General features: G+C 65.9%; 21 protein-coding genes and 1 tRNA gene. 14 read left to right on the top strand and 8 right to left on the bottom strand.

The window, feature by feature from the left end:
• The first annotated feature begins 165 nt into the window (after positions 1 to 165).
• The 3 genes from HNP55_RS03565 to HNP55_RS03555 all read left to right on the top strand — a co-directional run bounded on the left by HNP55_RS03565 (position 166) and on the right by HNP55_RS03555 (position 3,902).
• Positions 166 to 1,596 (top strand): lyase family protein, encoded by a 1,431-nt coding sequence (locus tag HNP55_RS03565; RefSeq protein WP_184296199.1) that lies wholly within the window; start codon positions 166 to 168, stop codon positions 1,594 to 1,596.
• Positions 1,597 to 1,761: 165 nt separating this feature from the next.
• A complete protein-coding gene (locus HNP55_RS03560) occupies positions 1,762 to 3,057 on the top strand; it encodes an acetyl-CoA hydrolase/transferase family protein (RefSeq protein ID WP_184296198.1) in 1,296 nt (431 codons plus the stop codon).
• Between the two features lie 272 nt (positions 3,058 to 3,329).
• Positions 3,330 to 3,902 (top strand): N-acyl amino acid synthase FeeM domain-containing protein, encoded by a 573-nt coding sequence (locus tag HNP55_RS03555; RefSeq protein ID WP_184296196.1) that lies wholly within the window; start codon positions 3,330 to 3,332, stop codon positions 3,900 to 3,902.
• A gap of 10 nt (positions 3,903 to 3,912) precedes the next feature.
• On the opposite strand, the gene HNP55_RS03550 is transcribed toward HNP55_RS03555, so the two are convergent.
• Positions 3,913 to 4,704, bottom strand: a complete 792-nt coding sequence (locus tag HNP55_RS03550; RefSeq protein ID WP_184296194.1) for an IclR family transcriptional regulator — start codon at positions 4,702 to 4,704, stop codon at positions 3,913 to 3,915.
• Between the two features lie 160 nt (positions 4,705 to 4,864).
• On the opposite strand from HNP55_RS03550, the gene HNP55_RS03545 reads away from it, so the two are divergent.
• The 11 genes from HNP55_RS03545 (at position 4,865) to HNP55_RS03495 (ending at position 16,947) form a co-directional block, all read left to right on the top strand.
• Positions 4,865 to 5,836 (top strand): MBL fold metallo-hydrolase, encoded by a 972-nt coding sequence (locus HNP55_RS03545; RefSeq protein WP_184296192.1) that lies wholly within the window; start codon positions 4,865 to 4,867, stop codon positions 5,834 to 5,836.
• Between the two features lie 17 nt (positions 5,837 to 5,853).
• The gene (locus HNP55_RS03540; RefSeq protein ID WP_184296189.1) at positions 5,854 to 6,390 is read left to right on the top strand and encodes a VOC family protein; all 537 of its coding nucleotides are present in this window, start codon (positions 5,854 to 5,856) and stop codon (positions 6,388 to 6,390) included.
• Positions 6,391 to 6,486: 96 nt separating this feature from the next.
• The gene (locus HNP55_RS03535; RefSeq protein ID WP_184296187.1) at positions 6,487 to 8,193 is read left to right on the top strand and encodes an FAD-dependent oxidoreductase; all 1,707 of its coding nucleotides are present in this window, start codon (positions 6,487 to 6,489) and stop codon (positions 8,191 to 8,193) included.
• Positions 8,190 to 8,399, top strand: coding sequence for a DUF2783 domain-containing protein (locus tag HNP55_RS03530; RefSeq protein WP_184296185.1), 210 nt, complete (start codon positions 8,190 to 8,192; stop codon positions 8,397 to 8,399). Before HNP55_RS03535 ends, HNP55_RS03530 begins: the two co-directional genes overlap by 4 nt.
• A gap of 31 nt (positions 8,400 to 8,430) precedes the next feature.
• A complete protein-coding gene (gene hmgA, locus HNP55_RS03525) occupies positions 8,431 to 9,717 on the top strand; it encodes a homogentisate 1,2-dioxygenase (RefSeq protein ID WP_184296183.1) in 1,287 nt (428 codons plus the stop codon).
• Between the two features lie 24 nt (positions 9,718 to 9,741).
• Complete coding sequence (gene fahA / locus HNP55_RS03520) at positions 9,742 to 11,058, top strand: fumarylacetoacetase (protein ID WP_184296181.1); 1,317 nt, start codon at positions 9,742 to 9,744, stop codon at positions 11,056 to 11,058.
• A gap of 104 nt (positions 11,059 to 11,162) precedes the next feature.
• Positions 11,163 to 11,483 carry an ArsR/SmtB family transcription factor gene (locus HNP55_RS03515; protein ID WP_184296179.1) on the top strand — a complete coding sequence of 107 codons (321 nt, stop codon included), beginning with the start codon at positions 11,163 to 11,165 and terminating at the stop codon, positions 11,481 to 11,483.
• 22 nt (positions 11,484 to 11,505) lie between these two features.
• Positions 11,506 to 12,018, top strand: coding sequence for an arsenate reductase ArsC (locus HNP55_RS03510; RefSeq protein ID WP_184296178.1), 513 nt, complete (start codon positions 11,506 to 11,508; stop codon positions 12,016 to 12,018).
• Positions 12,019 to 12,020: 2 nt separating this feature from the next.
• Entirely contained in the window at positions 12,021 to 12,689 is a 669-nt protein-coding gene (locus HNP55_RS03505) for an aquaporin (RefSeq protein ID WP_184296176.1), read from the top strand.
• Between the two features lie 253 nt (positions 12,690 to 12,942).
• Positions 12,943 to 15,567, top strand: a complete 2,625-nt coding sequence (locus HNP55_RS03500; protein ID WP_348648650.1) for a TonB-dependent receptor — start codon at positions 12,943 to 12,945, stop codon at positions 15,565 to 15,567.
• A gap of 24 nt (positions 15,568 to 15,591) precedes the next feature.
• Entirely contained in the window at positions 15,592 to 16,947 is a 1,356-nt protein-coding gene (locus HNP55_RS03495) for a sugar MFS transporter (protein ID WP_184296172.1), read from the top strand.
• Between the two features lie 68 nt (positions 16,948 to 17,015).
• On the opposite strand, the gene HNP55_RS03490 is transcribed toward HNP55_RS03495, so the two are convergent.
• From HNP55_RS03490 to pepN, 7 genes are all read right to left on the bottom strand, one after another.
• On the bottom strand, positions 17,016 to 18,530 hold the full coding sequence (locus tag HNP55_RS03490; RefSeq protein WP_184296170.1) for an ATP-binding protein: 1,515 nt from the start codon (positions 18,528 to 18,530) through the stop codon (positions 17,016 to 17,018).
• Positions 18,520 to 19,236 (bottom strand): response regulator, encoded by a 717-nt coding sequence (locus HNP55_RS03485; protein WP_184296168.1) that lies wholly within the window; start codon positions 19,234 to 19,236, stop codon positions 18,520 to 18,522. Before HNP55_RS03485 ends, HNP55_RS03490 begins: the two co-directional genes overlap by 11 nt.
• On the bottom strand, positions 19,233 to 20,552 hold the full coding sequence (locus HNP55_RS03480; RefSeq protein ID WP_184296166.1) for an ABC transporter substrate-binding protein: 1,320 nt from the start codon (positions 20,550 to 20,552) through the stop codon (positions 19,233 to 19,235). Before HNP55_RS03480 ends, HNP55_RS03485 begins: the two co-directional genes overlap by 4 nt.
• A 645-nt stretch (positions 20,553 to 21,197) precedes the next feature.
• Positions 21,198 to 21,560 (bottom strand): VanZ family protein, encoded by a 363-nt coding sequence (locus HNP55_RS03475; RefSeq protein WP_184296164.1) that lies wholly within the window; start codon positions 21,558 to 21,560, stop codon positions 21,198 to 21,200.
• A gap of 88 nt (positions 21,561 to 21,648) precedes the next feature.
• Positions 21,649 to 21,724, bottom strand: a tRNA-Thr gene (locus HNP55_RS03470).
• Positions 21,725 to 21,758: 34 nt separating this feature from the next.
• Positions 21,759 to 22,772 carry a class 1 fructose-bisphosphatase gene (locus tag HNP55_RS03465; protein WP_184296161.1) on the bottom strand — a complete coding sequence of 338 codons (1,014 nt, stop codon included), beginning with the start codon at positions 22,770 to 22,772 and terminating at the stop codon, positions 21,759 to 21,761.
• A gap of 4 nt (positions 22,773 to 22,776) precedes the next feature.
• The gene (gene pepN / locus HNP55_RS03460) at positions 22,777 to 25,473 is read right to left on the bottom strand and encodes an aminopeptidase N (protein ID WP_184296160.1); all 2,697 of its coding nucleotides are present in this window, start codon (positions 25,471 to 25,473) and stop codon (positions 22,777 to 22,779) included.
• Between the last annotated feature and the right edge of the window lie 10 nt (positions 25,474 to 25,483).

The following is a 25,483-nucleotide window of genomic DNA, read 5'->3' as shown; positions in this document are numbered from 1 at the left end:
GAGCCGCCGGGCCATGGGCCTGCCGGCTCCTTTGTCATTGCAGTTTGACCGTTAGTGTTTGGGCGATTTCAGGCCCAGACAAACCCTGATCGGGTTTTTCGACACAAGAAATCTTTGCCAATCTCGCTAGGATGTTTGCCAGAAATCCTCTGAGGGTGATGATCCATGTCGGTGTTGGTGTTTGAGGGTTTTTTGTCCACGCCCGAGATGTTGAAGGTGTTGGCCCAGGCCTCCATCGTGCAGGCCATGATGGACTTTGAAGCGGCGCTGGCGAAAGCCCAGGGGCGTGTGGGCGTGATCCCGGCCTCGGCCGCGCAGGCGATTGCCAGCCTGTGCCGGGCCGAGCTCTACGATATCAATGCTTTGGTTGCGGCCAGCGCGCGCGACGGCAGCCTGGCAATTCCGGTGGTGCGGCGCCTGGCCGAGACGGTGGCCTTGTTCGACCCGGTGGCGGCCGGCTTTGTGCACTGGGGCGCGACCAGCCAGGACGTCATCGACACCTCGCAGATCCTGCTGACGCGGCGCGCCCTGCAGCTGATCGAGGACGATTTGCTGCAACTGCTCAGCCTTTTGCTCGATCTGGCCGATGCGCAGCCGGTGACGCCGGTGCTGGCGCGCACGCTATTGCAGGCGGCCCAGGTCAGCAGCCTGCGCTTTCGCGTGGCCAGCTGGGCGCTGCCCCTGCTGCGTGCGGCCCAAGCCCTGCGCCAGGCGGCGGATGCCGCCCTGCAGCTGCAGTTGGGTGGCGCGGTGGGGACGCTGTCGGCCCTGGGCGAGCAGGGCGATGCGGTGAGCGCCGCCCTGGCTGCCGAGCTGCGCCTGCCCCTGCCCGAGATGCCCTGGCATTCGCAGCGCGACCGCATGGTGCGCCTGTGTGCCGAGCTGGGCGTGCTGTGCGGCTCGCTGGGCAAGCTGGCGCGCGACATCTCCCTGCTTTCGCAGCCCGAGATCGCCGAGCTGGCCGAGCCCGATGGCGAGAGCCCGAGCCGGCCGCGCAGCGTGTCAAGCGCCATGCCCCACAAGCGCAATCCGGTTTACTCCATGCTGGCGCTGGCCGCCGGGCAGCGGGCGCCACAGCGGGTGGCGGCCTTGCTGGGCAGCATGATGCAGGAGTTCGAGCGCGGCCTGGGAGGCTGGCAGGCGGAACTGGCCGAGACGGTCAGCCTCCTGATGCACACCCACGGTTCGGTGCGCGCCATGGTCACGGCCCTGAGCGGGCTCAAGATCTATCCCGAGCGCATGCGGCTCAATGTCGAGGCGCAGCAAGGTCTGGTGTTCGCCGAGGGCCTGACGATGTTGCTGGCCGGCCCCTTGGGGCGGCTGGAGGCGCAGCATCTGGTCGAAGGTCTGTGCGCCCAGGTGCTGGAGGGCGAGGAGGGTGGTGCGCCGGCGCAGGGCCAGGGCCAGGGCCTGGCCGCCGCGGCCCGTGCGCTGGTCCAGCGGGACGAGCGCTTGCGGGACAAGGTCCGGGCCGCCGAGCTGGAGGCCGTGTTCGATGTGGAGCGCGTGGCCGCCCAGGCCGATCAGCGGGTGGCCAAGGCCTTGGCCCAGGCGCGCGAGGGCCTGACCGCGCTGCAGGATGCGCCGCATTGGTGAGCGGCGGCCGTTGAGCAAACGCAAAGCGGGGCGAGCTGAGAACAGGGCGGGCTTGGGGAGCGGGCTGGCGGCCGGCGCCGGGTGTAAGGTCTGACTCAGGATTGCAGGTACACACTCACGAGCAAGTCCTGCCATTTTGTTTGAATCTCCAGCGAGCCCCGCCCCATGTCAGTCCAAGACCTCTACCAACAAAAGCGTCGCAGCGCCGACGACGCCATCGCCCTGCTCAAGAACGACGACTTCATCATCGTGCCCACCGGCGTGGGCGAGCCACCGGCCCTGCTGACGGCCTTGTCCGAGCAGCGCCGACGCTTGCGCAATGTGCGCGTGGCGCAAATCCTGCCGGTGCGCAAGTTCGGCTATTTCGACCCCGAGACCACCGAGCATGTGCGCCATGTCTCCTTCTTCTACGGCGCGGCCTCGCGCCAGGGCGGCAAGGAGGGCTGGATCGATTTCATCCCCAGCTATTTCTCCGAGATGCCGGCCCTGATCGCCCGCGGCCTGATCCCGGCCGATGTGGTCTTCGCCATGGCCTCGCCCATGGACCCGCACGGCTATTTCTCGCTCAGCCTGGGGGCGGACTACACCATGGCCGCCCTGGCCCGCGCCCGCGTCATCGTGTTGGAGGTCAACCCCAATGTGCCCTATGCCAATGGCAACTGCCATGTGCACATCTCCCAGGTCTCGGCCCTGGTGGAAAGCAGCGAGCCGGTGATGGAGGTGGGCCTGCCCAAGATAGGCCCGGTGCAGCAGGCCATCGGCAAATACGTGGCCGATATGATCGATGACGGCTCGACGCTGCAGATTGGCTACGGCGGCATCCCGGATGCGGTGGTGATGCAGCTGACGTCCAAGCGCGACCTGGGCATCCATACCGAGATGATTGGCGACGGCATCCTGACCCTGATCGAGTCCGGCGCCGTCACCAACCGGCGCAAGAACTATCTGCCCGGCAAGATGGTGGCCACCTTTGCCCTGGGCTCCAACAAGCTCTACCGCTTCATGGACCGCAACCCGGGCCTGGAGATGCACCCGGTGGACTTCACCAACGACCCCTATCTGGCCGGTCAGAACGACAATCTGGTCGCCATCAACGCCACCTTGCAGATCGATTTGCTGGGCCAGTGCGGTTCCGAGAGCCTGGGCCCCACGCCCTACTCCGGCACCGGCGGTCAGAGCGATTTTGTGCGGGCGGCCAACCGCTCCAAGGGTGGCAAGGCCTTCATCGTCCTGCCCTCCACGGCCAAGGACGACAGCATCAGCCGCATCGTGCCCACGCTGACCCCGGGCACCCATCTGAGCACCAGCAAGAACGACATCAACTATGTGGTCAGCGAGTTCGGCGTGGCTCAGCTGCGGGGCAAATCCGCCAGGCAGCGGGCGCAGGAGTTGATCTCCATCGCCCATCCCAGCTTCCGCGACGAGCTGAGGGCCGAGGCCAAGAAATTGAATTTGCTCTGAATCTTGAAAAATTCCGCGTTTTCACCTAAGGGATTCTCCAGGCTTCAATCTGCAAATTAGGGGTGTCAAATGTAACTTTGAGTTTTGTCAGTCAATATTTCACATAAGGGTCGCTAGACTTGCGCCTGTTGAATTCCATCCCCCGATATCAGTGGTTGACAAGTGAGCGATGAATGATTGATGCGTCCAAAGTTGCCGAGTTCCGGCGCCATCCTTCCGCCTTGAACATTCAGACGGCTGCTCACGAAAATTTGGGTCAGGCACGCGGTTTGGTGGCACGTCGCTACGCCGACCGCGGCTATCTCTGCAAAGACCTCAGCACCCAGGCCGATGGGGCCGAAATCATCTGCTCCGCTTTTGATGGGCTGACCACGGTGGGCACCATCGCCGTGCGCTTTGATTCCCCGCAAGGCCTGTGCGCCGACACCATTTTTGGTGAGGAGCTGAAGGCCTTGCGCGCCGGCGGCGCCCAGCTGTGCGAGTTCGGTCGCCTGGCGCTGGACCATCATGTCTGCGATAACAAGGAGCTGCTGGCCCGGCTCTTCCATCTGGCCTATCTACATGCGCATCGCCTGGCCGGCTGCAAGACCCTGGTGATCGAGGTCAACCCGCGCCACGTGCCTTTTTATCGGCGCATGCTGGGCTTTCAAGTCCATAGCGAGGCGCGCCTGAATCCGCGCGTCAATGCGCCGGCCGTGCTGATGACGCTGGACCTGGTCTGGGGTTGCGAGCAGGTGGGCATTTTTGGTGGCCGCCCCGCCAGCGCGAGCTGCACCCGCAGTCTCTACCCGTATTTCTACGGCGTCGAGGAAGAGGCGGCCTTGCTGGCCAAGCTGCGCCAGTAAGACCGCTTTCCTAGCGCCAGCCCAACTGGCGCGAAAGCTCCTGGCCCGCCTTCTGCAAGGCCAGGGCCAGTGGCCCGTCCAGGGCCAGATCAAAACTGCCGCTGGGGCCTATCGCCGTGAGGCTGAGCACCATGCGGCCCTGATCATCCAGCACCGGCGCCGCCAGGGCGCTGACCCCTTGCACCACGCCATCGCGTGAGCTGGCCAGGCCGGTCTGGCGCGCCAGCGCCAGCTGGGCTTCGAAGTCCTTGTCCAGCCTCGCCCGCTGGCCTGCGGCGTCTTCAGCGGCCAGGGCCTCCTGCACCTGAGGGCGGGGCAGGAAAGCGGCAAACAAACGACCCGAGGCCGTGCCTCGCAAGCTCATCACCGTGCCGTGGCGCATGCTGATGTGCACCGGGCTGGGCGACTCGGCCACCCGCACGATGGTGGGGCCGCGATTGCCCCAGACCGCGATCGCCACCGTGTGCCCCAGGCTTTGCGCCAACTCCTCGATGCGCGGCGTGGCCAGGCGTACCGGCTCGTATTGCTGCAGGCTGATCAGGCCCAGCTGCAGGGCCAGCGGGCCCAGGCCGTAGCGGCCGCTGCTGGCCTCCTGCTCCACCAGGCCCAGCTTGATGAAGCTGACCAGATAGGGATGGGCCTTGGCCGGCGCCATCTGGCCCTCGCGCGCCAGGTCTTTCAAGGCCATGGGGCGGCCGTGGTGGGCCAGGGCGATCAGCAACTGGCCGCCGACCTCGATGCTCTGGATGCCGCGCGGCCCACGCTCGGCGTTTTCTTCTGGGGGGAGGGCGCTGGAACTCATGGGCGCTGATTAGACCCGAATTCGGTGAGCTATCGATCCAAAAAATTAGCCATAGACAAATGAATTTAACTTTGATTAAATTCAAACCCTGCTGAACACCGCGCTCGCTCTGCCGTCTTGAACGGCTCATCTTGACCTCCGTCAACCCAAGCCATAAGCCATGACCAACGCGCCCAAGACCTTTGCCTCCCAAGCCGACCTCGAAGTCAAGCAAGTCAGCTTCGACAAGCTTTCCGAGCATGCCTATGCCTACACGGCCGAGGGCGACCCGAATACCGGCATCGTGATCGGCGACGACGCGGTGATGGTCATCGACACCCAGGCCACGCCGGCGATGGCGCAGGACGTGATCCGTCGCATCCGCGAGGTGACCGACAAGCCCATCAAATACGTGTTGCTGAGCCATTACCACGCGGTGCGGGTGCTGGGCGCCTCGGCCTATGCCGCCGAAGGCTGCGAGCAAATCATCGCCAGCCAGGACACTTACGAGCTGATCGTCGAGCGCGGCGAGCAGGACAAGGCCAGCGAGATCGGCCGCTTCCCGCGCCTGTTCGCCAATGTGGAAACCGTACCGCCCGGCCTGACCTGGCCCACCCTGACCTTCGCCGGCAAGATGACGCTGTGGCTGGGCAAGCTGGAGGTGCAGATCCTCCAGCTGGGCCGTGGCCACACCAAGGGCGACACGGTGGTCTGGCTGCCGCAGGAGCGGGTGCTGTTCTCCGGCGACTTGGTCGAGTTTGACGCCACGCCCTATGCCGGCGACGCCTACTTCCAGGACTGGCCGCAGACCCTGGACAACTTGGCCTCGCTCAAGCCCGCCAAGCTGGTGCCCGGCCGCGGCCCGGCCCTGCAGACCGAGGCCCAGGTGGCCGCTGGTTTGGCCGGTACGCGGGCCTTCGTCAGCGAGCTCTACGCCAGCGTCAAGGCCGGCGCCGAGGCCAAGCAAGACCTGAGGAGCGTTTACCGCGAAACCTATGAGCGCCTGGCGCAGAAGTACGGCCATTGGGTGATCTTTGCCCACTGCATGCCCTTCGACGTCACCCGCGCCTATGACGAGGCCAGCGGCCATGTGGATCCGCGCATCTGGACGGCCGAGCGCGATGTGGCCATGTGGCAGGCCCTGGAAGCCTAAGAAAAGGAGACAGCATCATGAAGATCGAACGCATCCACCACGTCGCCTACCGCTGCAAGGACGCCAAGACCACCGTCGAGTGGTACGAGAAGCATCTGGGCATGAAGTTTGTGCTGGCCATTGCCGAGGACCAGGTGCCCTCCACCAAGGCGCCCGACCCCTATATGCATCTCTTCATGGATGCGGGCGGCGGCAATATCCTGGCCTTCTTTGAGTTGCCGAACTCGCCCGCCATGGGGCGTGACAGCAATACCCCCGAGTGGGTGCAGCACATCGCCCTCAAGGTCGGCAGCGTGGCCGAGCTGGAAGAGGCCAAGGCCCGCCTGCAAGCCGCCGGCATCGAGGTGATAGGCGTGACCGATCACACCATCTTCAAAAGCATCTACTTCTTCGACCCCAATGGCCACCGCCTGGAGCTGGCCGCCGACGTGGGCACGCCCGAGATGTACGCCAAGCTCGATGCCTGCAAGCGCGAGATGCTGGAGGAGTGGAGTCTGACCAAGCGCGCGCCCAAGCATGCCGCCTGGATGCACGACAAGGAATTCCAGGCCTGATGCCGAGCTGAGCCCTGCCGGGCCTCGCCCATGGGGTGGGGGCCGGTTTCTTGTGCTGCCCAATGCCCCGCACCCTGTGCGCGGCCAGGAGTCCTCATGCAGAAGACTTACTGCTACCCCGAGTTTGCCTATGTGCAAAGCGCCGAGCAGCGCGATGCCGAGTTCCGCCAGCATCCGCTCCTCATCATCGGCGCCGGGCCGGTGGGCCTGTCCATGGCGCTGGACTGCGCTTCGCGCGGCATCGCCACCGTGGTGCTGGACGATAACAACAGCGTCAGCATAGGCTCGCGCGCCGTCTGCTATGCCAAGCGCACGCTGGAGGTCTGGGACCGCCTGGGCGTGGCCGCGCCCCTGGTGGCTCAGGGCGTGAGCTGGCAGCTGGGCAAGGTCTTCTTCAAGGACGAGCTGGCCTATCAGTTCGATCTGCTGCCGCAAGCCGCCCAGCAGATGCCGGCCATGATCAATCTGCAGCAGTACTACCTGGAAGAGGCCTTGGTACGCGCAGCCCAAGCCCATCCCCTGGTGGACCTGCGCTGGAAGCACAAGCTGCTGAGCCTCAAGCAGGGCGAGGGCATGGAGGGCGCGCGCCTGACGGTGGAGACGCCCGACGGCGTGTTTGAGCTGGGTGCCGACTGGGTGATCGCATGCGACGGTGCTAACAGCGATACCCGGCGCATGCTGGGCGCCGAGTTCAGCGGCCAGTTCTTCCAGGACCGCTTCCTGATCGCCGATGTGGTGATGAAGGCCGACTTCCCCAAGTCCGCTGACCCCCAGGTCGTCGCGAGCGACGCCCACCCCCCGAGGGGGCGCGGGCCCGGTTTGAGGCGGCTCGGCACCGAGCCCGAGCGCTGGTTCTGGTTTGACCCGCCCTTCCACCCCGGCCAATCGGTGCTCTTGCACAAGCAATGCGACAACGTCTGGCGCATCGACTTCCAGCTCGGCTGGGATGCCGACCCGGTCGAGGAGAAAAAGCCCGAGCGCGTGATCCCGCGCATCCAGGCCATGTTGGGCGCCGAGGTGGAGTTCGAGCTGGAATGGGTCTCGGTCTACCAGTTCGCCTGCCGCCGCATAGCCCAGTTCCGCCACGGCCGTGTGCTGTTTGCCGGCGATGCCGCGCATCAGGTCTCGCCCTTTGGCGCGCGCGGCGCCAATACCGGCGTGCAGGACGGCGACAACCTGGCCTGGAAGCTCAAGGCCGTGATGGATGGTGCCGCGCCCGAGCGTCTGCTGGACAGCTATCATGAGGAGCGCGCCTACGCCAGCGATGACAATCTGCGCCAAAGCACCCGCTCCACCGACTTCATTAGCCCCAAGAGCCGCGCCTCCTTGCGCCTGCGCAATGCGGTGCTGGAACTGGCCCGCAGCGAGCCCTTTGCCCGCCCCCTGGTCAATAGCGGCCGCCTGTCCACGCCCACACCCTATCTGCATTCCGGGCTGAACACGCCGGATGCCGATGTGTTCAGCGCCGGTCTGCCGCCGGGCAGCCCTTGCGTCGATGCACCGGTGAGCGTGGACGGCCGTGCCGACTGGCTGCTGCACAGCCTGGGCCAGGGCTTTGTGCTGCTGAGCTGGGGGCCGGGCGTGGACGTTTCGCTGGGCGGCATCAGGGCCAAGCTGCTGCGGGTGGGGCAGGACATCATCGACAGCGAAGGCCTGCTGGCCCAGCGCTACCAGGCCCGGCCCGGCACGGTCTATCTGATCCGTCCCGATCAATATGTGGCGGCCCGCTGGCGTTCTTTTGCGCCCGCCAAAATCGCCGCGGCGCTGGGTCGGGCCCTGGCATTTGAGGAGACATCGGCATGAATAACAAGGCCTTGAACCGCGAGCCCAATATCCCCGACCCCGACGGCTTTTACGAGGAGCTGATCAATGCCCAGCGCGATCTCAGCGACGAGCAGGCCGACATCTTCCTGTCCAAACTCGCCCTGATACTGGCCAACCATGTGGGCGACCGCGCCGTCTTGCGCGAGGCCCTGGGCCTGGCCCGCAACAACACCTTGTCAACCTAGGGTGGCTCCAGCGCCGCCAAGAAGAACACGCATGAGCGAACTGAAATACCAAGCCGGCTTCGGCAACCAACACAGCAGCGAGGCCGTCCCCGGCGCCTTGCCCCTGGGCCGCAACAGCCCGCAGCGCGTACCCCTGGGCCTGTACGCCGAGCTGCTGTCCGGCGCGGCCTTCACCGCGCCGCGGGTGGAAAACCTGCGCAGCTGGCTGTACCGCCGCCAGCCCTCGGTGGTGGTGGGCGGCTACCAACCCCTGGACCATGCCTTTCTGAAAACCGGCGCGGCGCAAGCGCAGCTTTCGCCGCCCGATCCGCTGCGCTGGGCGCCCACGGCCATTCCCGAGCAGCCGACCGACTTTGTCCAAGGCCTGCGCACCCTGGTTGTCAACGGCGACCCCGACGCTCATACCGGCATGGCCGCCCATCTCTACCTGGCCAACCGCTCGATGGAGCGCAGCGCCTTCATCAATGCCGACGGCGAGCTATTGATCGTGCCCCAGCAGGGCAGCCTGCGCTTGACGACGGAGTTAGGCCGGCTGGACGTGAGGCCCGGCGAGATCTGTGTCGTGCCGCGCGGCATGGCCTTCAAGGTTGCCGTGGACGGGCCCTCGCGCGGCTATGTCTGCGAGAATTACGGCGCCGCCCTGCGCCTGCCCGAGCTGGGCCCCATCGGCTCCAACGGCCTGGCCAATGCGCGCGATTTCCTGGCCCCGGTGGCCTGCTTCGAGGCCGAGCCCGGCGCCTACGAGATCATCAAGAAATTCGGCGGCCAGCTCTGGCGCGCGGCCCAAGCCCACAGCCCCTTCAATGTCGTGGCCTGGCATGGCAATCTGACGCCCTATAAATACGACACGGCGAACTTCATGACCATCGGGTCGATCAGCTTCGATCACCCGGACCCCAGCATCTTCACCGTCCTGACCTCGCCCTCCGACACCCCGGGCTGGGCCAATGTGGACTTCGTCATCTTCCCGCCGCGCTGGATGGTGGCCGAAGACAGCTTCCGCCCGCCCTGGTACCACCGCAATGTGATGAGCGAGTTCATGGGCCTGGTGCTGGGCCAGTACGACGCCAAGCCCGAGGGCTTCAAGCCCGGCGGCGCCAGCCTGCACAATGCTTTCGTGCCGCACGGCCCGGACGCCGAAGCCTTTGCCAAGGCCAGCAGCGCCGAGCTCAAGCCGCATAAATTGGACAACACCCTGGCCTTTATGTTCGAGACCCGCTGGCGCCTGCAGCCCACAGCATTCGCCCTGCAAGGCGGCAGCCTGGAGGCCAATTACGCGGCCTGCTGGCAAGGCCTGAACGATTCATTTCCTGCCTGAGATAGTCAAAGAGAAGACTCACCCATGATCGACCACACCCACAATCCCGCCGCCCTCAGCTGGGTCGCCAGCGCCAATGAAGAGGGCAGCGAGTTCCCGCTCCAGAACCTGCCCTACGGTCTGTTTCGCCGCGCCGGCTCGAATGAGAACGCCCGTGTCGGCATCGCCATCGGCGACCAGATCCTGGATACCAAGATCGCCGCCGCCGCCGGCAAATGGAGCAGCGCCGTCAGCGTGCTGCTCCAGCCCCTGGCCGATGGCGATCTGAACGCCTTCATGGCCCAGCCCGCCGCCCAGCGCCGCCTCTTGCGTCATGCGCTGTTCGAGGCCTTGAGCGCCGGCAGCCCGCAAGAGGCCGCGCTGCGCGCCGCCTTGCTGCCCCAGGCCCAGGCGCAGATGGCCGTGCCCTGCCGCATCGGCGACTACACCGACTTCTACACCGGCATCCATCACGCCACCACGGTGGGCAAGCTGTTCCGTCCGGATAACCCCTTACTCCCCAACTACAAATGGGTGCCCATCGGCTACCACGGCCGCAGCTCTTCCATTGGCGTCAGCGGTGGCACGGTACGCCGGCCCCTGGGCCAGCTCAAAAGCCCGGACGCCGAAGTGCCGGGCTTCAGTGCCTGCAAACGCCTGGACTATGAGTTGGAGCTGGGTGCCTTCGTCGCGGCTGGCAACGCCCTGGGCGAGCCCATTCCCATGGCACAGGCGGACGAGCATCTGTTCGGCCTGACCCTGCTGAATGACTGGTCGGCCCGCGATGTGCAGGCCTGGGAATACCAGCCCCTGGGCCCCTTCCTGGCCAAGAATTTCGGCAGCACCATCTCGCCCTGGATCGTCAGCATGGAAGCGCTGGAGCCCTTCCGCATCGCCTTCGAGCACCCGGCCAGCGACCCCCAGCCCTTGCCCTATCTGGACTCGGCCAAGAACCGTGCCGAAGGCGGCTACGACATCGAGCTGGAAGTCTGGCTGCAGACCGAAAGCATGCGCGCCAAGGGCGAGCCGGCCACCCGCCTGATGCGTTCCAACTTCAGGCATGCTTACTGGACCCTTGCGCAGATGCTGACCCACCATGCCAGCAATGGCTGCAATCTGCAGCCGGGCGATCTGCTGGGTACCGGCACCTTGTCGGGCCCCGACGCGGCCGAGGGCGGCTCGCTGCTGGAGCTGTCCATGGGCGGCAAGCAGGACCTGCGCCTGCCGAATGGCGAGACGCGCAAATTCCTGCAGGACGGCGACACCGTCATCCTGCGCGGCTATGCCCAGCGCGAGGGCGCGCGCCGCATCGGCTTTGGTGACTGCAGCGCCACCATCGTGGCCGCGCCCGCGCTGAGCTGAGATAAGGAAGGGTGCTCATCCCCTCAAGCCCGGTGCCGCCTCGGCGCTGCCGGGTTTTTTTCTGCCTGGATCTTATATTTCCATGCTTATGGAATAATGGATTTATGGAAGAAAACGATGTCATACGCGCACTCGCGTCCCTGGCCCAAAGCCACCGCCTGCGCATCTTTCGCCTGCTGGTGGTGGCCGGGCAGCAGGGCCTGACACCCGGCGCCCTGGGCGAAGCCCTGGCGCTGCCGGCCGCCACCCTGTCCTTTCATCTGAAGGAGCTGAGTCAGGCGGGGCTGTTGAGCCAGCAGCGCCTGGGGCGCAATCTGGTTTACCGCGCGGCTTTTGAGCAGATGAATGGTCTGCTGGCCTATTTGAGTGAGAACTGCTGCCAGGGCGAGGCTTGTTTGCCGATGCAGGCCAAACCCTGCTGTTGACCCATCGTCTTTTGAGGAAACCATGACGTCCACGTCCTTCAATGTGCTTGTTCTTTGCACCCACAATTCGGCCCGTAGCGTGCTGGCTGAGGGCATGCTCAATCATTTGGCCGCCACGCGCGGTGCGGCTATGCGAGCCTTCAGCGCGGGGAGCGCACCCAGCGGGCGGCTCAACCCTTTTGCGCTGGAGGCGCTGAGCAAGGCGGGTGTCGATGTGAGTGGCTGCCGCAGCAAGAGCTGGGACGAATTCACCGGGCCCGATGCGCCGCCCTTGTCTCTCGTCATCACCGTCTGCGACGCCGCGGCGGCGGAGACCTGCCCGGTGTTCTTTGGCGGCGTGGGCCAGCCCATCAAGGTGCACTGGGGCTACCCAGATCCCTCCAACGCCGAGGGCGGGGATGAGGGCAAGCGCCGCGCCTTCGAGCTGACCCGCCAGGCCATCGCCTACCGCATGCTGCAACTGCTGGACTTGCCTTTGGCGAGCCTGGCGCCAGCCGCCTTGCGTGAGGCGGTCAACGCTATCGCACGGAGTTGAGCATGGCGCCGTCCTGCAAAGCCCGGCAGCGCTATTTCGCCGAAGCCCTGGGCACGGCCTTGCTGTTGGCCATCGTCATCGGCTCCGGCATCATGGCCGAGCGCTTGAGCGGCGGCAATATCGCCCTGGCCCTGCTGGCCAATACCCTGGCGACGGTGGGCGGGCTCTATGTGCTGATCGAGGTGTTGGGGCCGCTCAGCGGTGCGCACTTCAATCCGGCCGTCAGCCTGGTGATGGCCTGGCGGGGCGAGCTGGCGCGGCGCGATTTGCTGCCCTATGTGCTGGCGCAACTGCTGGGCGCGGTGCTGGGCGCCTGGCTGGCGCACGCCATGTTCGATCTGAGCCTGTGGCAGCTTTCTGCCAAGCCCCGATCGGGCCTGGGCCAGTGGATCGCCGAGGCCGTGGCCACCGCCGGCCTGCTGCTGGTGATTCTGCGCGCCCCGGCGGGCCGGGCCGCGGGCCTGGTGGCCGCTTATATCGGCGCGGCCTACTGGTTCACCGCCTCCACTTCTTTCGCCAATCCGGCGGCCGCTTTCGGCCGCATGTTCAGCGACAGCTTTGCCGGCATCTCGCCGGCCAGCGTGCCGGGTTTTGTGCTGGCGCAATTGCTAGGGGCCGGCCTGGGCCTGGGCCTGCACGGTGGGCTGGGCGGGAGCCTGCGCCGGCGCTAAGCCTTCCCCAGCACGTTTTTGCTGCGAGCCGGCCGGGTGGAAACCCCGGGCCGGCTTTTCTTTTTGTAGCGCAGGCCTTGCAAGCCGCCGGGTATTTGTAAGCGGCTTGCAATGAAGTCCATCAAAGCGCAACGTGGCGCGCCAGCGCCGTCCGCAGCCGCTAAATTCCTGCCACCGAATGCCCGGGCTCTTGTGCAGCCGGGCTTCGATGCCTGATCGACTCATTGCCCAATTCCAATCGAGGAGCATCCCCGTGGCCCATATCCCTGCCTTCAAGAAGACGCATCTGTCCCATCTCGTCACCCTGGTCCTGGCTTCGCTGGCCTTGCCGCCGGCGCTGGCCGCCGAAGACGCGCCGGCCGCGGCCGACAAGCCGGCCGAGAAACAAGCGGCGAAGCTGGACCTGGTGGAGGTCACCGGCGTGCGCGCCACCTTGAAGCGCAATCTGGCGGAGAAGCGCGAGTCGCTCAATATCGTGGACTCCATCCGCGCCGAGGACGTGGGCAAGTTCCCCGACAAGAATGTGGCCGACTCCCTGCAGCGCGTGCCCGGCATCTCGGTGGATCGCGGTTGGGGCGAGGGCAAGGCGATTTTTGTGCGCGGCACCGACAAGAATCTGAATATGACGCAGATGAATGGCCAGGCCGTTTCGTCCTCGGAATGGTGGCTCAACGAGCCGCAGACCCGCAGCTTCAACTACGACATGCTGCCGTCCGAAATCGTCGGCAGCCTGGATGTGTTCAAAAGCCCCTCGGCCGATCTGGACGAGGGCAGCATAGGCGGTCTGGTCAATGTCAAGACCCGCAAGCCGCTGGACTTCAAGGAGCGGCTGACGGTGCAGGGCGCCGTCGAGGCGGTCTATAGCAAGCTGCCCGGCAAGACCGACCCCCAGCTCTCGGGCTTGCTGAACTGGCAGAGCGAGGACAAGAGCCTGGGGGTGATGCTGGCCGTCAACCAGCAAAAGCGCACGATGCGCCGCGACGGGCTGGAGATGTTCGCCGACGGCAAGTACAACATCGTGGACCAGAACGGCGTCAACACCCCGGCCTATGCCGCCTGGGGCGGGGGCTCGGCCATCTTCCGCCAGGACCGCGAGCGCACCACGGCCAATCTGGCCCTGCAGTTCCGGCCTAACGCCAATACCGATCTGCTGCTGAATTACATGAATTCAGACATGAAGATGAATAACAACAACCAGAACTATCTCTGGCAGGCGGGCGGCCTGGCGGTGAACGGCAATATTGCCGTCACCGATCCCAAATTCATCACCACCTCGGACGGGAGCAAGGCCCTGGTGGGCGGCATCCTGGGCCCCAAGACCGGCGTGTCCTTCGAGCCCATTTACCGCCAGTCCTATGTCAAGTCCGATGTGCTGGACCTGGACGCCAGCTACCAGGGCGCCACCTGGCGCGCCCATGGCCAGGTCGGCACTACCACCAGCTCCGGCGGCAGCTTGCACGACTACCACTTCTGGATGGAAGGCGACACCCGCAGCCAGATCGATATGGGCCAGGACCGCTACGGCGTGAAGTATCTGGACATCAGCCCGCTGGACCCCAAGGCCCTGAGCCTGAAGGGCGGCGATGACCGCATCCGCAAGATGCAGGGCAAGGAGAACTATGTGCAGGGCGATGTCACTTTTGACTTCGACAACGCCTTCATCAATGCCGTCAAGGTGGGTGCCAAATTCCGCGACAACACCTTGCAGAACACGCGTATCCAGGGCACGGCGGGCCCGGGTTCCCCGGGCTGGCAGAGCTTCAGTCTGGCCGATCTGTCCACCGGTCCCTCGCCCCTGCTGAGCCAGCAGGCCGCCTCGCCCGGCGCGCTGACCCAGTACGCCTGGTATGACGACGGGCTGGTCGCCAGCAAGGCCATCCCGATGTACGAGAAGGCCATGAGCTACAAGGATGTGCTGAGCGAGAACTACAAGATCCGCGAGAAGATCTCGGCCGCCTACGTCAAGGCCGAGTACGGCTCGGGCAAGCTGCGCGGTGACTTCGGCCTGCGCCTGGTCAAGACCCAGCAGACCTCGGAAGGCTATGCCCTGGCCGGTGCGAGTTATGCGCCGACCAGCATGAGCAATAACTACAGCGATGCGCTGCCCAACTTCAATCTGGTCTATGACCTGAGCAAGGAGGTGATTGTTCGCGGCGCCGTCTCGCGGGCCATGGCACGCCAATCCTTTGACCTGCTCAACCCCGGCATGGTGCGCGACGGCACGGTGCTGAGCAAGGCCACGGCCGGCAACCCGCAGCTCAAGCCCATTCATTCGAATCAGGCGGAGCTGGGCGCGGAATGGTATTTCGCCGATGCCTCCCTGCTGTCGGCCACGGTCTTCATCAAAAAGCTCGATACCTTCACCTACAAGAGCGCCAAGTCCGAGCTCATCAACGGCGAGACCCTGACCGTGACCCGCCCCTACAACGCCGACAACGGCGCCGACATCAAGGGCTTCGAGCTGCAGTGGCAGCAGGCCTTCGGCAATAGCGGTTTCGGCTCGGTGCTGAACTACACCTATACCGACGCCAAGGCCGGTGCGGTGGCGGGCCAGCCGCGCCTGCAGGTGCTGGGTAATTCGCGCGACCAGTTCAATCTGAGCGGCTATTACGAAAAGAACGGCATCGCCCTGCGCCTGTCCTACAACTACCGCTCCAAGTCCTATGGCAATCTGAATATGGGCGGCCAGGACGTGAACAGCGCCTACGGCCAGTGGGACGCCACGGCCAACTGGGACATCACGCCCAAGCTCAGCCTCTACGCCTCGGCCGTCAACGTCAGCAACGAGCTCGTGCGCACCAATACCTCGGACGGCCTGCCCATCGGCGTCTACGAGAACGGGGCCCGCTACGGCCTGGGCCTGCGCGCCAAGTTCTGAGGCCGCCCAGCGATGAAGGCATACATGCAAGCAAATAACGATGCAGCGGAGCGGGGCGCCAGCGCCCCTGGCTCGACCCGGGAGGTGCTGACGGCCATGTTGTTCATCGGCCTGCTGTTTTTCATCCTGGGTTTTGTCACCTGGCTGAACGGCTCGCTGATCCCTTTTTTGAAGATTGTCTGCAATCTCAATAACTTCCAGGCTCTGTGGGTCACCTTCGCCTTCTACATCGCCTACACGGTGATGGCCCTGCCTTCGGCCGCGGTCCTCGCCCGGGTGGGCTATAAAAAAGGCATGAGTCTGGGGCTGGCCATCATGGCGCTGGGGGCGCTGATCTTCATCCCGGCCGCGCAGTCCAGCCAGTACGGCTATTTCCTGCTGGCCTTGTTCACCCTGGCCACCGGCATGACGCTGATGCAGACGGCCATCAACCCCTATATCGTCTGCATCGGTTCGCGCGAGAGCGCGGCCATGCGCATCAGCATCATGGGCTTGTTCAACAAGGGCGCGGGCATCGTCGTGCCCCTGGTGTTCTCGGCCCTGATGCTGTCGGGCATGGACAAATACTCCGACGCCGCCCTGGCCGTGCTGGACCCCGCCGGCCGCGAGCTGCTGCGCGCCGAGCTGGCGGCGCGCCTGATCTACCCCTATGGCGTGATGGCCGTGGCCTTGCTGGGCTTTATGGTCCTCATCCACTGCTCGCCCCTGCCTGAGCTGCGTGGCGAAGAGGGCGCCGAGGCCGGGCAGGACAAGCCGGTGCGCGCCCTGGGCGTGCTGCAGTTCCCGCAGCTGGTGCTGGGCGCCATCGCCTTGTTCGCCTATGTGGGCGTGGAGGTGATCGCGGGCGACACCATCGGCCTCTACGGTCATCAGCTGGGGGTGCAGAACTTCGGCATCCTGACCTCCTACACCATGGGCTTTATGGTGCTGGGCTATTGCATCGGCGTGCTGGCCATCCCGCGCTATCTCACGCAGCGCAGCGCCTTGCTGGGCTGCGGCCTGGCCGGTTTGCTGTTCAGCCTGGGTGTGATGTGGAGTTCGCCCACGGACAGCGGCTGGTCGCAAATGCTGCTGGGCTGGGCCGGCGTGCCCGCCGTGCCCAATACCGTTTTGTGCCTGGCCTTGCTGGGCCTGGCCAATGCCCTGGTCTGGCCCTCCTTGTGGCCGCTGGCCTTGCAAGGCCTGGGCCGCTACACGGCCGCGGGTTCGGCCCTGCTGATCATGGGCATTGCCGGCGGCGCCTTGCTGCCCATGCTTTACGGTCGCCTGTCCGACACCAGCGGCTCGCAGCAGGCCTACTGGATCATGTTGCCCTGCTATGTCTTGATCCTGGGCTATGCGGCCTGGGGCCACAGGCTGCGCAGCTGGTCGCGGGGTTGAATGATGGCGGCTGGCTGTTGGAGCAGTTCCCCGGCCAGCGCCAGCAGCTGGCGAGTTTTAAGTAGCTGTTAATTCGCGCGGCTTGGCAGGGCCAGCCTGACCTCGAAGCCCCCCAGCGGGTGGTTGCGAAAACTCATGCTGCCCTGGTGGTCGGCGACGATATCGCGCACGATGGACAGGCCCAGGCCCAGGCCGTCCTCGCGCAGCCGGGTGCCGTGGTCCAGCCGGGTATAGGGCTGGCCCAGCTGGGTCAGGGCGCTCTCGGGCACGCCGGGGCCGTGGTCGCGCACGGTCAGCAAGACCTGACCCTCCTCCGGGCTGCCCGGCTCGCCTTCGCACATGCTCAGCTCGGCCTTGTTCTGGCCGGCGCCATTGCCGTAGAACATGGCGTTGTCCAGCAGATTGCCCAGGGCCCGCTTGAGGGCCAGCGGCTTGCCGAAGACCGTCAGCGGCCGGTCGTTCAACTCGATGTGCTGGCCGGCCATGCGGGCGTCGCGCACCATTTTCTGCAGCACCAGATCGATGCGCACCGGCACGCGGTTCTCGTGGATATCGGTGTCCTTGACGATTTGCAGGGCGGTCTTGACCATCATGTCCAGCTCGTCCAGGTCTTCGTGGAACTCGTCCTGCACGGCGGTGTCGTCCAGCAGCTCGCTGCGCAGGCGCAGCCGGGTGATGGGGGTGCGCAAATCATGCGAGATGGAGGCGAACAGGCGCTCGCGGTCGCTCAGGTAGCGGCGGATGCGCTCCTGCATCTCGTTGAAGGCCTGGATGGCCCGCCGCACCTCCGAGGTGCCGCTGACCAGCAAGGGCTTGGGCGCGGTGCGCCGCCCCACCAGGGCGGCGGCCCGGCTCAGACCGCGCAGCGGCCGGGTCAGGGTGCGGGCCGCGATCAGCGTCAGCACCAGGGCCAGGCCCAGCGTCATCAGCTGCGGGGCCAGGCGCTGCCAGGTGAAGAACTCCAGCTGCTCCAGAAAATAGGGGTCGGGCATGGCACTGGTCAGGTAGATCCACTGACCCGGCTCGGTCTCGGCCTGCACGACCAGAAAGGGCGCCGGGCGCTCGCTGCTCAGCAAGGAGGGGTCGACCCAGCTGTCGGGCAGCTCGGCCAGCAGGGCGCCGCCGGGGCCCACCTTGAGCCCCTGGGGCGAGGCCAGGGTCACGCTCAGCTGGGTGGCCGGGGCCAGCTGGGCGCGCAGCTCGCGCAGCACAATGGCCTCGACCGAACGCGCCAGCGGCAGGCCGGCCAGGCCCTGGATGGGCACCTGGGCCTTGTTCAGAAACACCAGAAAGCGGGTGCCGCCCATGGTGCGCAGCTGCTCGATCACCAGCGGCCGGTAGGCCACGGGCAGCTCGCGCAGGGCCCGCAAGGCGCCCAGCACGCCGGTGGCCACATGGTGGGCGGCCAGCTCGGCCTGGTGGCGGGTGCGCTGCTCGGTCTGCCGGTACCAGAGCAGATTGACCAGCAACTGCACCACCAGCAAGCCCCCCAGCATGGCCAGGGTGAAGCGGCCTTGCAGGCTGTCGAACCAGAAGGCCAGGGCAGGGCGGCGCCAGGCCCTGGCCGCGGCCTCAGAGGGCATGGCTGGCGCTCACCGTGGTGGCGAAGACATAACCCGATCCGCGCACGGTCTTGATCAGGGCCGGCTGCTTGCCATCGTCCTGCAGGCGCTGGCGCAGGCGGCTGACCTGCACGTCCAGCGAGCGGTCCAGCGGGCCCAGGTCGCGGCCGCGCGTGACCTCGGCCAGGCGGCTGCGGTCCAGCACCTCGCCGGGGTGTTCCACCAGCAGCTTGAGCAGCTGGAAGTCCATGCCGGACAGGGCCGAGGCCTCGCCGTCGGGGGCGATCAGGCTGCGCTCCAGCACGTCCAGGCAAAAGCCGTTGAAGCGGAAGTAACGCGGCGCCTGGGCGCGCTCCTGGCCGGAGCGGCGGTGGATGGCCTTGATGCGGGCCAGCAGCTCGCGCGGGTTGAAGGGCTTGCCGATGTAGTCGTCGGCGCCCAGCTCCAGGCCGACGATGCGGTCGGTCTCCTCGGCGCTGGCGGTCAGCATGATGACGGGCACATCGGAGCGGCGCCGCACCGACTGGCACAGGGCGAAGCCCTCGGTGTCGGGCAGCATGACGTCGAGGATGCACAGGCTGATGATGTCTTTGTGGCGCTCGAACTCGGCCAGGAAGCTGGCGCCGTCGTGGGCCAGCAGCACCTCGTACTGGTTCTTCTCCAGATAGGTCTTGAGCAGGCTGCGGATCTTCTGGTCATCGTCGACGATGAGGATGGTCCGGTTCATGAGGAGGCGGCTTTCGCAGAAGTGTTGGTCTTGGGGCTGAGCGCGCGCAGCAGGCCTTGCAGCTTGCGCTGGGCGGCGGCGGGCGTCTGGTTGGGGTCCAGGGCGAAGCGGTGCACCGTCTCGATGATGGCGTTTTTGCCCACCTCGCCGAAGGCCATGCGGTGGACCAGGCTGGGCACGCGCGGCGTGCCGGGGTTGGCGAAGAGGCGGAAGGACTGCTGCGCGCACATATCGAGTTCGTCCACCGGCACATCGCGGCGCACCGGCACCGAGCCCTTGATGCGGTTGTAGCCCAGCTGCAGGGCGGCGCCGCCCAGCAGCTCGGCCATCTTCTCCTGGTCGGCCTGCGAGGCGGTGTTGCCAGCCAGCATGGCCAGGGTGTCGATGCTGTAGAGATGGGCTTGCGCCGAGCCCGGCACGGCCTTGCAGTCAAAGTCGCGCCCGCCCTCCAGGCCCAGGCTGCCCAGCTCGCCGCGCGCCCAGTCGCCCATGATGAGCATGGCCGAGCGCTCGGCGGCGAAGTCGGCCACCAGCTCGGTCCAGGGCCGTTCGCCCACCGTCTGGCCGCCGGCGTTGGCAAGACTGGGCAGCGAAAGATTGCGCCAGGCCCGCAGGCGTTTGAAGGCGCGCTCCAAGGCCGGGTCGTCAAAGGCCTGCACATCTTGCTGCACCATCATGCGGCGGTACAGGGCCGGCCCGGCCTCGCCCAGCAGCAAGGCCTCGAACACCGTGGCCACCTGCCAGGGCTCGTCGCTGAAAGCCACCGGCGTCACGCCGGCCGCGCGCAAGGCCGCGGCGGCTTTCTCCAGCCCGGCCCAGTCGCTGGGCAGCTCGATCTTCAGGCGGCGGAACACCGCCTTGTTGAGATAGAGATTGTTGATGCGATGGATGCCCATGGGCGCGGCCACCACATGCTCGCGCACCGTCACCTGCTCCATCACCTGGGGAAACATGGTGCGGGCCCAGCCGCGGCGCTGCGCCACGCCGTCCAGTTCCAGCAGCAGGCCCATGCCCGCCCATTCGCTCATCGACTGGCCATTGAGCTGGGCCACCTTGGGCCCCATGCGGCGCAGGGTGCGCTCGTTCAGCACCTTGATGGCGGCGCCACCGCCGCCGCCGGCCACCGCGCCATCGACCCAGCGCAGGCCCATCTCGGCCATGCGTGCGGCCACATGGTCGGCGGCCGCCCGCTCGCTGGCCGAGGTCCACCAATGCAGCACATTGAGTTCGCCATTGCCCTCGCCGGCACCCGCGGGCGCGGCCGAGGCCAAGGGCGTGCTCAGCGCACCCAGAGCGATCGCGGCGAGAGCAGACATGCGATGGATCCTGCCCTGCGTCCCTCCTCCTTCGCCTTTGGATTTGTTGGACTTTGGTGAGTTTGTGTAAGTCACGGGAGTGCCCGAAGAAGCCTTGCGTGGATTCTCGGGGGCAGGGCTGGCTGCTGGCGATTGGGGGTTTCGCTCGACCTTGGCTGGCTTGTGCGCCAGGCCCCGTGAGCGCCGGGCCTGGAGGCTCGCCTCGCCCGGGTTAAAAAAGGTAACACGATGCCTGCGCGCGACAGCCGCGGCGGCGTTTGGGGCCTGGCGAGGGGGGCTGGCGCCGCGCGGGAACTCGGCTAATCTGTGCGCACAGAGAGGCGTTGCGAAACGCCTCAGGGCGTTGGCCAGGATGTGGTGCGAGGCAAACAAGGCCTGGCGCGGTGTCGAGCCTTCGCTTGGAAATCTCAAGCTCCTCGTTGCAGCGCGGGCGGTCTCAACACCAATGCGGGACCGCTCGCGGCTCTTTTCCGAACCTGGCCCTTAGAACTTGTCCGTAAATAGCAGGGTTGAGGATGGCGAGGCGATTTGGGCGCAGGGCAAGGCGCAAACCACAGCGATACCCGGGGGTATCGCGAGGATTTGTAACGCAGCCATGCGTTCAAAGCGTCCGCCAGCCGACCCCGGCTATTTGCGGATAAGTTCTTAGCTTGAGCGGCGCAGCCACCGCCAGGCCAGGCCGGCCAGCAAGAGGCCTAAGGCAATGCCTATGCTGTCGGCGCCGAGGTCGGCCCATTCGCAGGAGCGCCCCGGCACAAAGAACTGAATCAGCTCGATGGCTCCGCCATAGGCCAGCAGGCCCAGCGGCAGGCCCAGCAGCCTTTGCTTGGGCGTTTGCAAAGACCAGAAGCCGCAGAAAGCCAGCGCGGCGAAGGCCAGCAGGTGATTGGCCTTGTCCCAGCCGGTGTCCAGGCTTTTGGGCGGCGCGGGGCTGAGCGCCAGATAGCTGATGAGGCAGAGCAGAGCCAAGCCTGCCCAGCGCCAGCCGCGGCGTGCGGGCTCACTCATCAGCAGGGGAGGGAGAAGGCTTGTCGGCATGGGCTTGCAGATGCGACAAAGCCCAGACCTTGCGGACTGGGCTTTGCGTTTTTGTTGATGGTGCCGGAGAGATGAATCGAACACCCGACCTTCTCATTACGAATGAGCTGCTCTACCGACTGAGCTACACCGGCATCAAGCCTAAGATTCTAGCACTGTTTTTTGTGCTTATGACTTGGCTTCGAGGTGATAGCGCGTGACGCGCTCCACTTCGTTCTTGGAACCCAGCACCACGGCCACGCGCTCGTGCAACTGGCTGGGTTGCATCTCCATGATGCGCTGGCGGGCGTTGCTGGCCGCGCCGCCGGCCTGCTCGACCAGGAAGGCCATGGGATTGGCCTCGTACATCAGGCGCAGCTTGCCGGCCTTGCCTGGTTCGCGCTTGTCCCAGGGGTACATGAAGACGCCGCCACGGGTCAGGATGCGATGCACATCGGCCACCATGGAGGCGATCCAGCGCATATTGAAGTCCTTGCCGCGCGGCCCCGTGCTGCCGGCCAGGCATTCGTCGATATAGCGCTTCATCGGGGCGTCCCAGTGGCGCATATTCGACATATTGATGGCGAACTCCTTGGTGTCCTCGGGGATCTTGACCTCGTCCTCGGTCAGCACGAAAGAGCCTTGCTCGCGGTCCAGCGTGAACATCACCACGCCGTCGCCCACGGTCAGCACCAGGGTGGTTTGCGGGCCGTAGACGCAGTAACCGGCGGCGGCCTGGGCCGTGCCGGGCTGCAGGAAGTCGGCCTCGCTGACACCCACCGAGCCTTCGGGCTTTTTCAAGACCGAGAAGATGGTGCCGATGCTGACGTTGACGTCGATATTGGAGGAGCCGTCCAGCGGGTCGAACATCAAGAGGTATTCGCCCTGGGGGAAGCGGTTGGGCACGAGGTAAATGCCTTCCATCTCCTCCGAGGCCATGGCCGCCAGATGGCCGCCCCATTCGTTGGCCTCGATCAGCACCTCGTTGGCGATGATGTCCAGCTTCTTCTGCACCTCGCCTTGCACGTTCTCGCTGCCCGCCGTGCCCAGCACCTCGCCGAGCGCGCCCTTGTTGACGCTGATGGCGATGCGCTTGCAGGCGCGCGCCACCACCTCGATCAGGAGGCGCAGCTCCTGCGGGATGTGGCCGTGCTGGCGCTGTTGTTCGATCAGATACTGGGTCAGGCTGATGCGTCGGGTCATGGTCTTAGGACTCCAAGGTTTGTACAGGGGCCGAGGCCAGCGCGCGCGTGATGATCTCGCGCACATCGGGCGAGAGATCGGGCTTGGCGGCCACGCGCTGCACGGCCAGCAGGGCCGCGCTGCGATAGGGTTCGGCCAGCACGTTCCAGCGGTCCATCACACGGGCCAGGCGGCCGGCCACTTGCGGGTTGATGGCGTCCAGGGCCAGCACCTGCTCGGCCCAGAACACATAACCCGCCGCATCGGCGCGGTGGAAGGCGGCCGGGTTGAACATGCACAGCGAGAAGATCAGGCTGCGCGCGCGATTCGGGTTCTTCAGCGTGAAGTCGGGGTGCTGCAGCAACTGGCGCACGCGGGCAAAGCTGCGGCCGTCTTTCTCGGGTGTGCGGCCTTGCAGGGCGAACCATTTGTCGATGACCAGGGCGTCGTCCTTGAACAGCTCGTGGAAGCGGGCCAGCGCGGCTTCAGCCAGCTCGGCATGGGCGTTCACCAGGGCAGCGAGAGCGCCCAAGCGCTCGGTCATATTGCCGGCGTCCTTGAAGCGCTGGTAGGCGCGGCCGGGCCAGACGGTGTCGCCCGACTTTTGCGCGTCCAGCACCAGCATGCTCAGGGCCAGATTGGCCAGGGCGCGCTTGCCGCTGGAGACCGGGTCGGGCGTGTAGCCGCCCTGGATCTGGTTGGCCTCGAAGGCGGTGATCCAGTCCTCGCGCAGGGCGGCGGCCAGTTGCACCTGGGCGGCCTCGACGGCGGCGTGGATGGCTTGTGGGTCCACCACGGCCAGCTGCTCGGCGATATAGGCCTCGCCTGGCAGGGTCAGGGCGATTTCCTTGAAGGCAGCGTCCAGCTCGGGGTGGCGCAGCACGGCGCGCATGGCTTGGATGAAGGCGCCGTCCAGCTGCAAGGGTGTGCCGCTGCGCACGGCCGCCAGGATGCGGTTCAGCGCCAGGCGCTGGCCGGCTTCCCAGCGGTTGAAGGCATCCACATCGTGCTGCAGCAGCACCAGCAGTTGCGCGTCCGTCAGGCCGTCGTCCAGCAGCACCGGGGCCGAGAAGCCGCGCAGCAGCGAGGGCACGGGCTCGCTCGCCACACCCACGAAGACAAAGCTCTGCTGCGCCTCTTCCAGCACCAGCACTTGTTCGTTCGAAACTTCGGTCGAGCCTTGTAGCTGCAGGGGCAAGACCTGACCCTGCTCGCTCAGCAGGCCCAAGGCCACCGGGATCACCTGGGGCAGCTTGTGCTCTTGCCCAGGCGAGGCTGGGTTGTGCTGCGTCAGGCTCAGCGTGTAGGTTTGTGCGGCGGCGTCATACACGCCACGCGCCTGCAGGCGCGGCGTGCCGGCCTGCGAGTACCAGCGCTTGAAGGCCTCCAGGCGCAGGCTCAGGGCGGAGCCGGGGTTGGCGTCGGCGATGGCTTGGGCGAAATCGTCGCAGGTCACGGCCTGGCCGTCGTGGCGCTCGAAGTAGAGGCTCATGCCTTTCTCGAAGCCGGCGCGGCCCACCAGGGTCTGGTACATGCGCACCACTTCCGAACCCTTGTCGTAGACGGTGGCGGTGTAGAAGTTATTGATCTCGGAATAACTGTCGGGTCGCACGGGGTGGGCCATGGCACCGGAGTCCTCGGGGAACTGGGCGGCGCGCAGCTGGCGCACATCGGCGATGCGGCAGACGGCGCGGGCGCTGGGTGAGCCCGCCATGTCCATGCTGAATTCCTGGTCGCGGAAGACGGTCAGGCCTTCTTTCAGCGAGAGCTGGAACCAGTCGCGGCAGGTGACGCGGTTGCCGGTCCAGTTGTGGAAATACTCGTGCGCGACGATGGACTCGATGCGGTTGAAGTCGGTGTCGGTGGCGGTGGCGGGCGAGGCCAAGAGGGCCGAGGTGTTGAAGATGTTCAGCCCCTTGTTCTCCATCGCGCCCATATTGAAGTCGGACACGCCGACCACCATGAAGCGCTCCAGATCCAGCGGCAGCTTGAAGCGGGCCTCGTCCCAGACCATCGATGCGATCAGCGAGTTCATCGCATGCTCGGTCTTCTCCAGATCGCCGCGGCGCACATAGACCTGCAAGAGATGGTCCTTGCCCGCGCGGGTTCTAACGCGCTGCTCGCGCGCCACCAGATCGCCCGCCACCAGGGCAAACAGATAGGAAGGCTTGGGGAAGGGGTCATGCCATTTGGCGAAGTGGCGCGTGGCATCCAGATCGCCCGACTCCAGCAGATTGCCATTGCTCAGCAGCACCGGGTACTTGGCCTTGTCGGCGCGCAGCGTGACGGTGTAGACGGCCATCACATCGGGGCGGTCCAGGAAGTAGCAGATGCGGCGGAAGCCCTCGGCCTCGCACTGGGTGAAGAAGCTGCCGCCCGAGGTGTAGAGGCCGCTCAGCGTGGTGTTCTTCTCGGGCGCGCAGGTGTTGCGCAACTCCAGGGCGAAGTCGGCGTCGGGCGCGTTGTCGATGATGAGCTCGGCCCCTTCCTGGCGGAAGGAGACGCTCTCGCCATTGATCAGGCAGCGCAAGAGGTTCAGCTCCTCGCCATGCAGGCGCAGGGGCCCATGGGCGACGGCGCTGTTGCGCGCTATCTGCATCTTGGCCGTGACCAGGGTCTTGGCCGGGTCCAGATCAAAGGTCAGGTCAACGGTGCGAATCCAGAACGCGGGTGCTTGATAGTCTTCGCGGCGAATCAGAGTAGTGACAGAGCCTTCACGCATGGCGGGCATC

This window comes from Roseateles oligotrophus (assembly GCF_014204525.1).
Classification (GTDB): domain Bacteria; phylum Pseudomonadota; class Gammaproteobacteria; order Burkholderiales; family Burkholderiaceae_C; genus Paucibacter_A; species Paucibacter_A oligotrophus_A.
The sequence above is the reverse complement of the archived record's forward strand: the minus strand, read 5'-3'. Positions and strand labels throughout refer to the sequence as shown.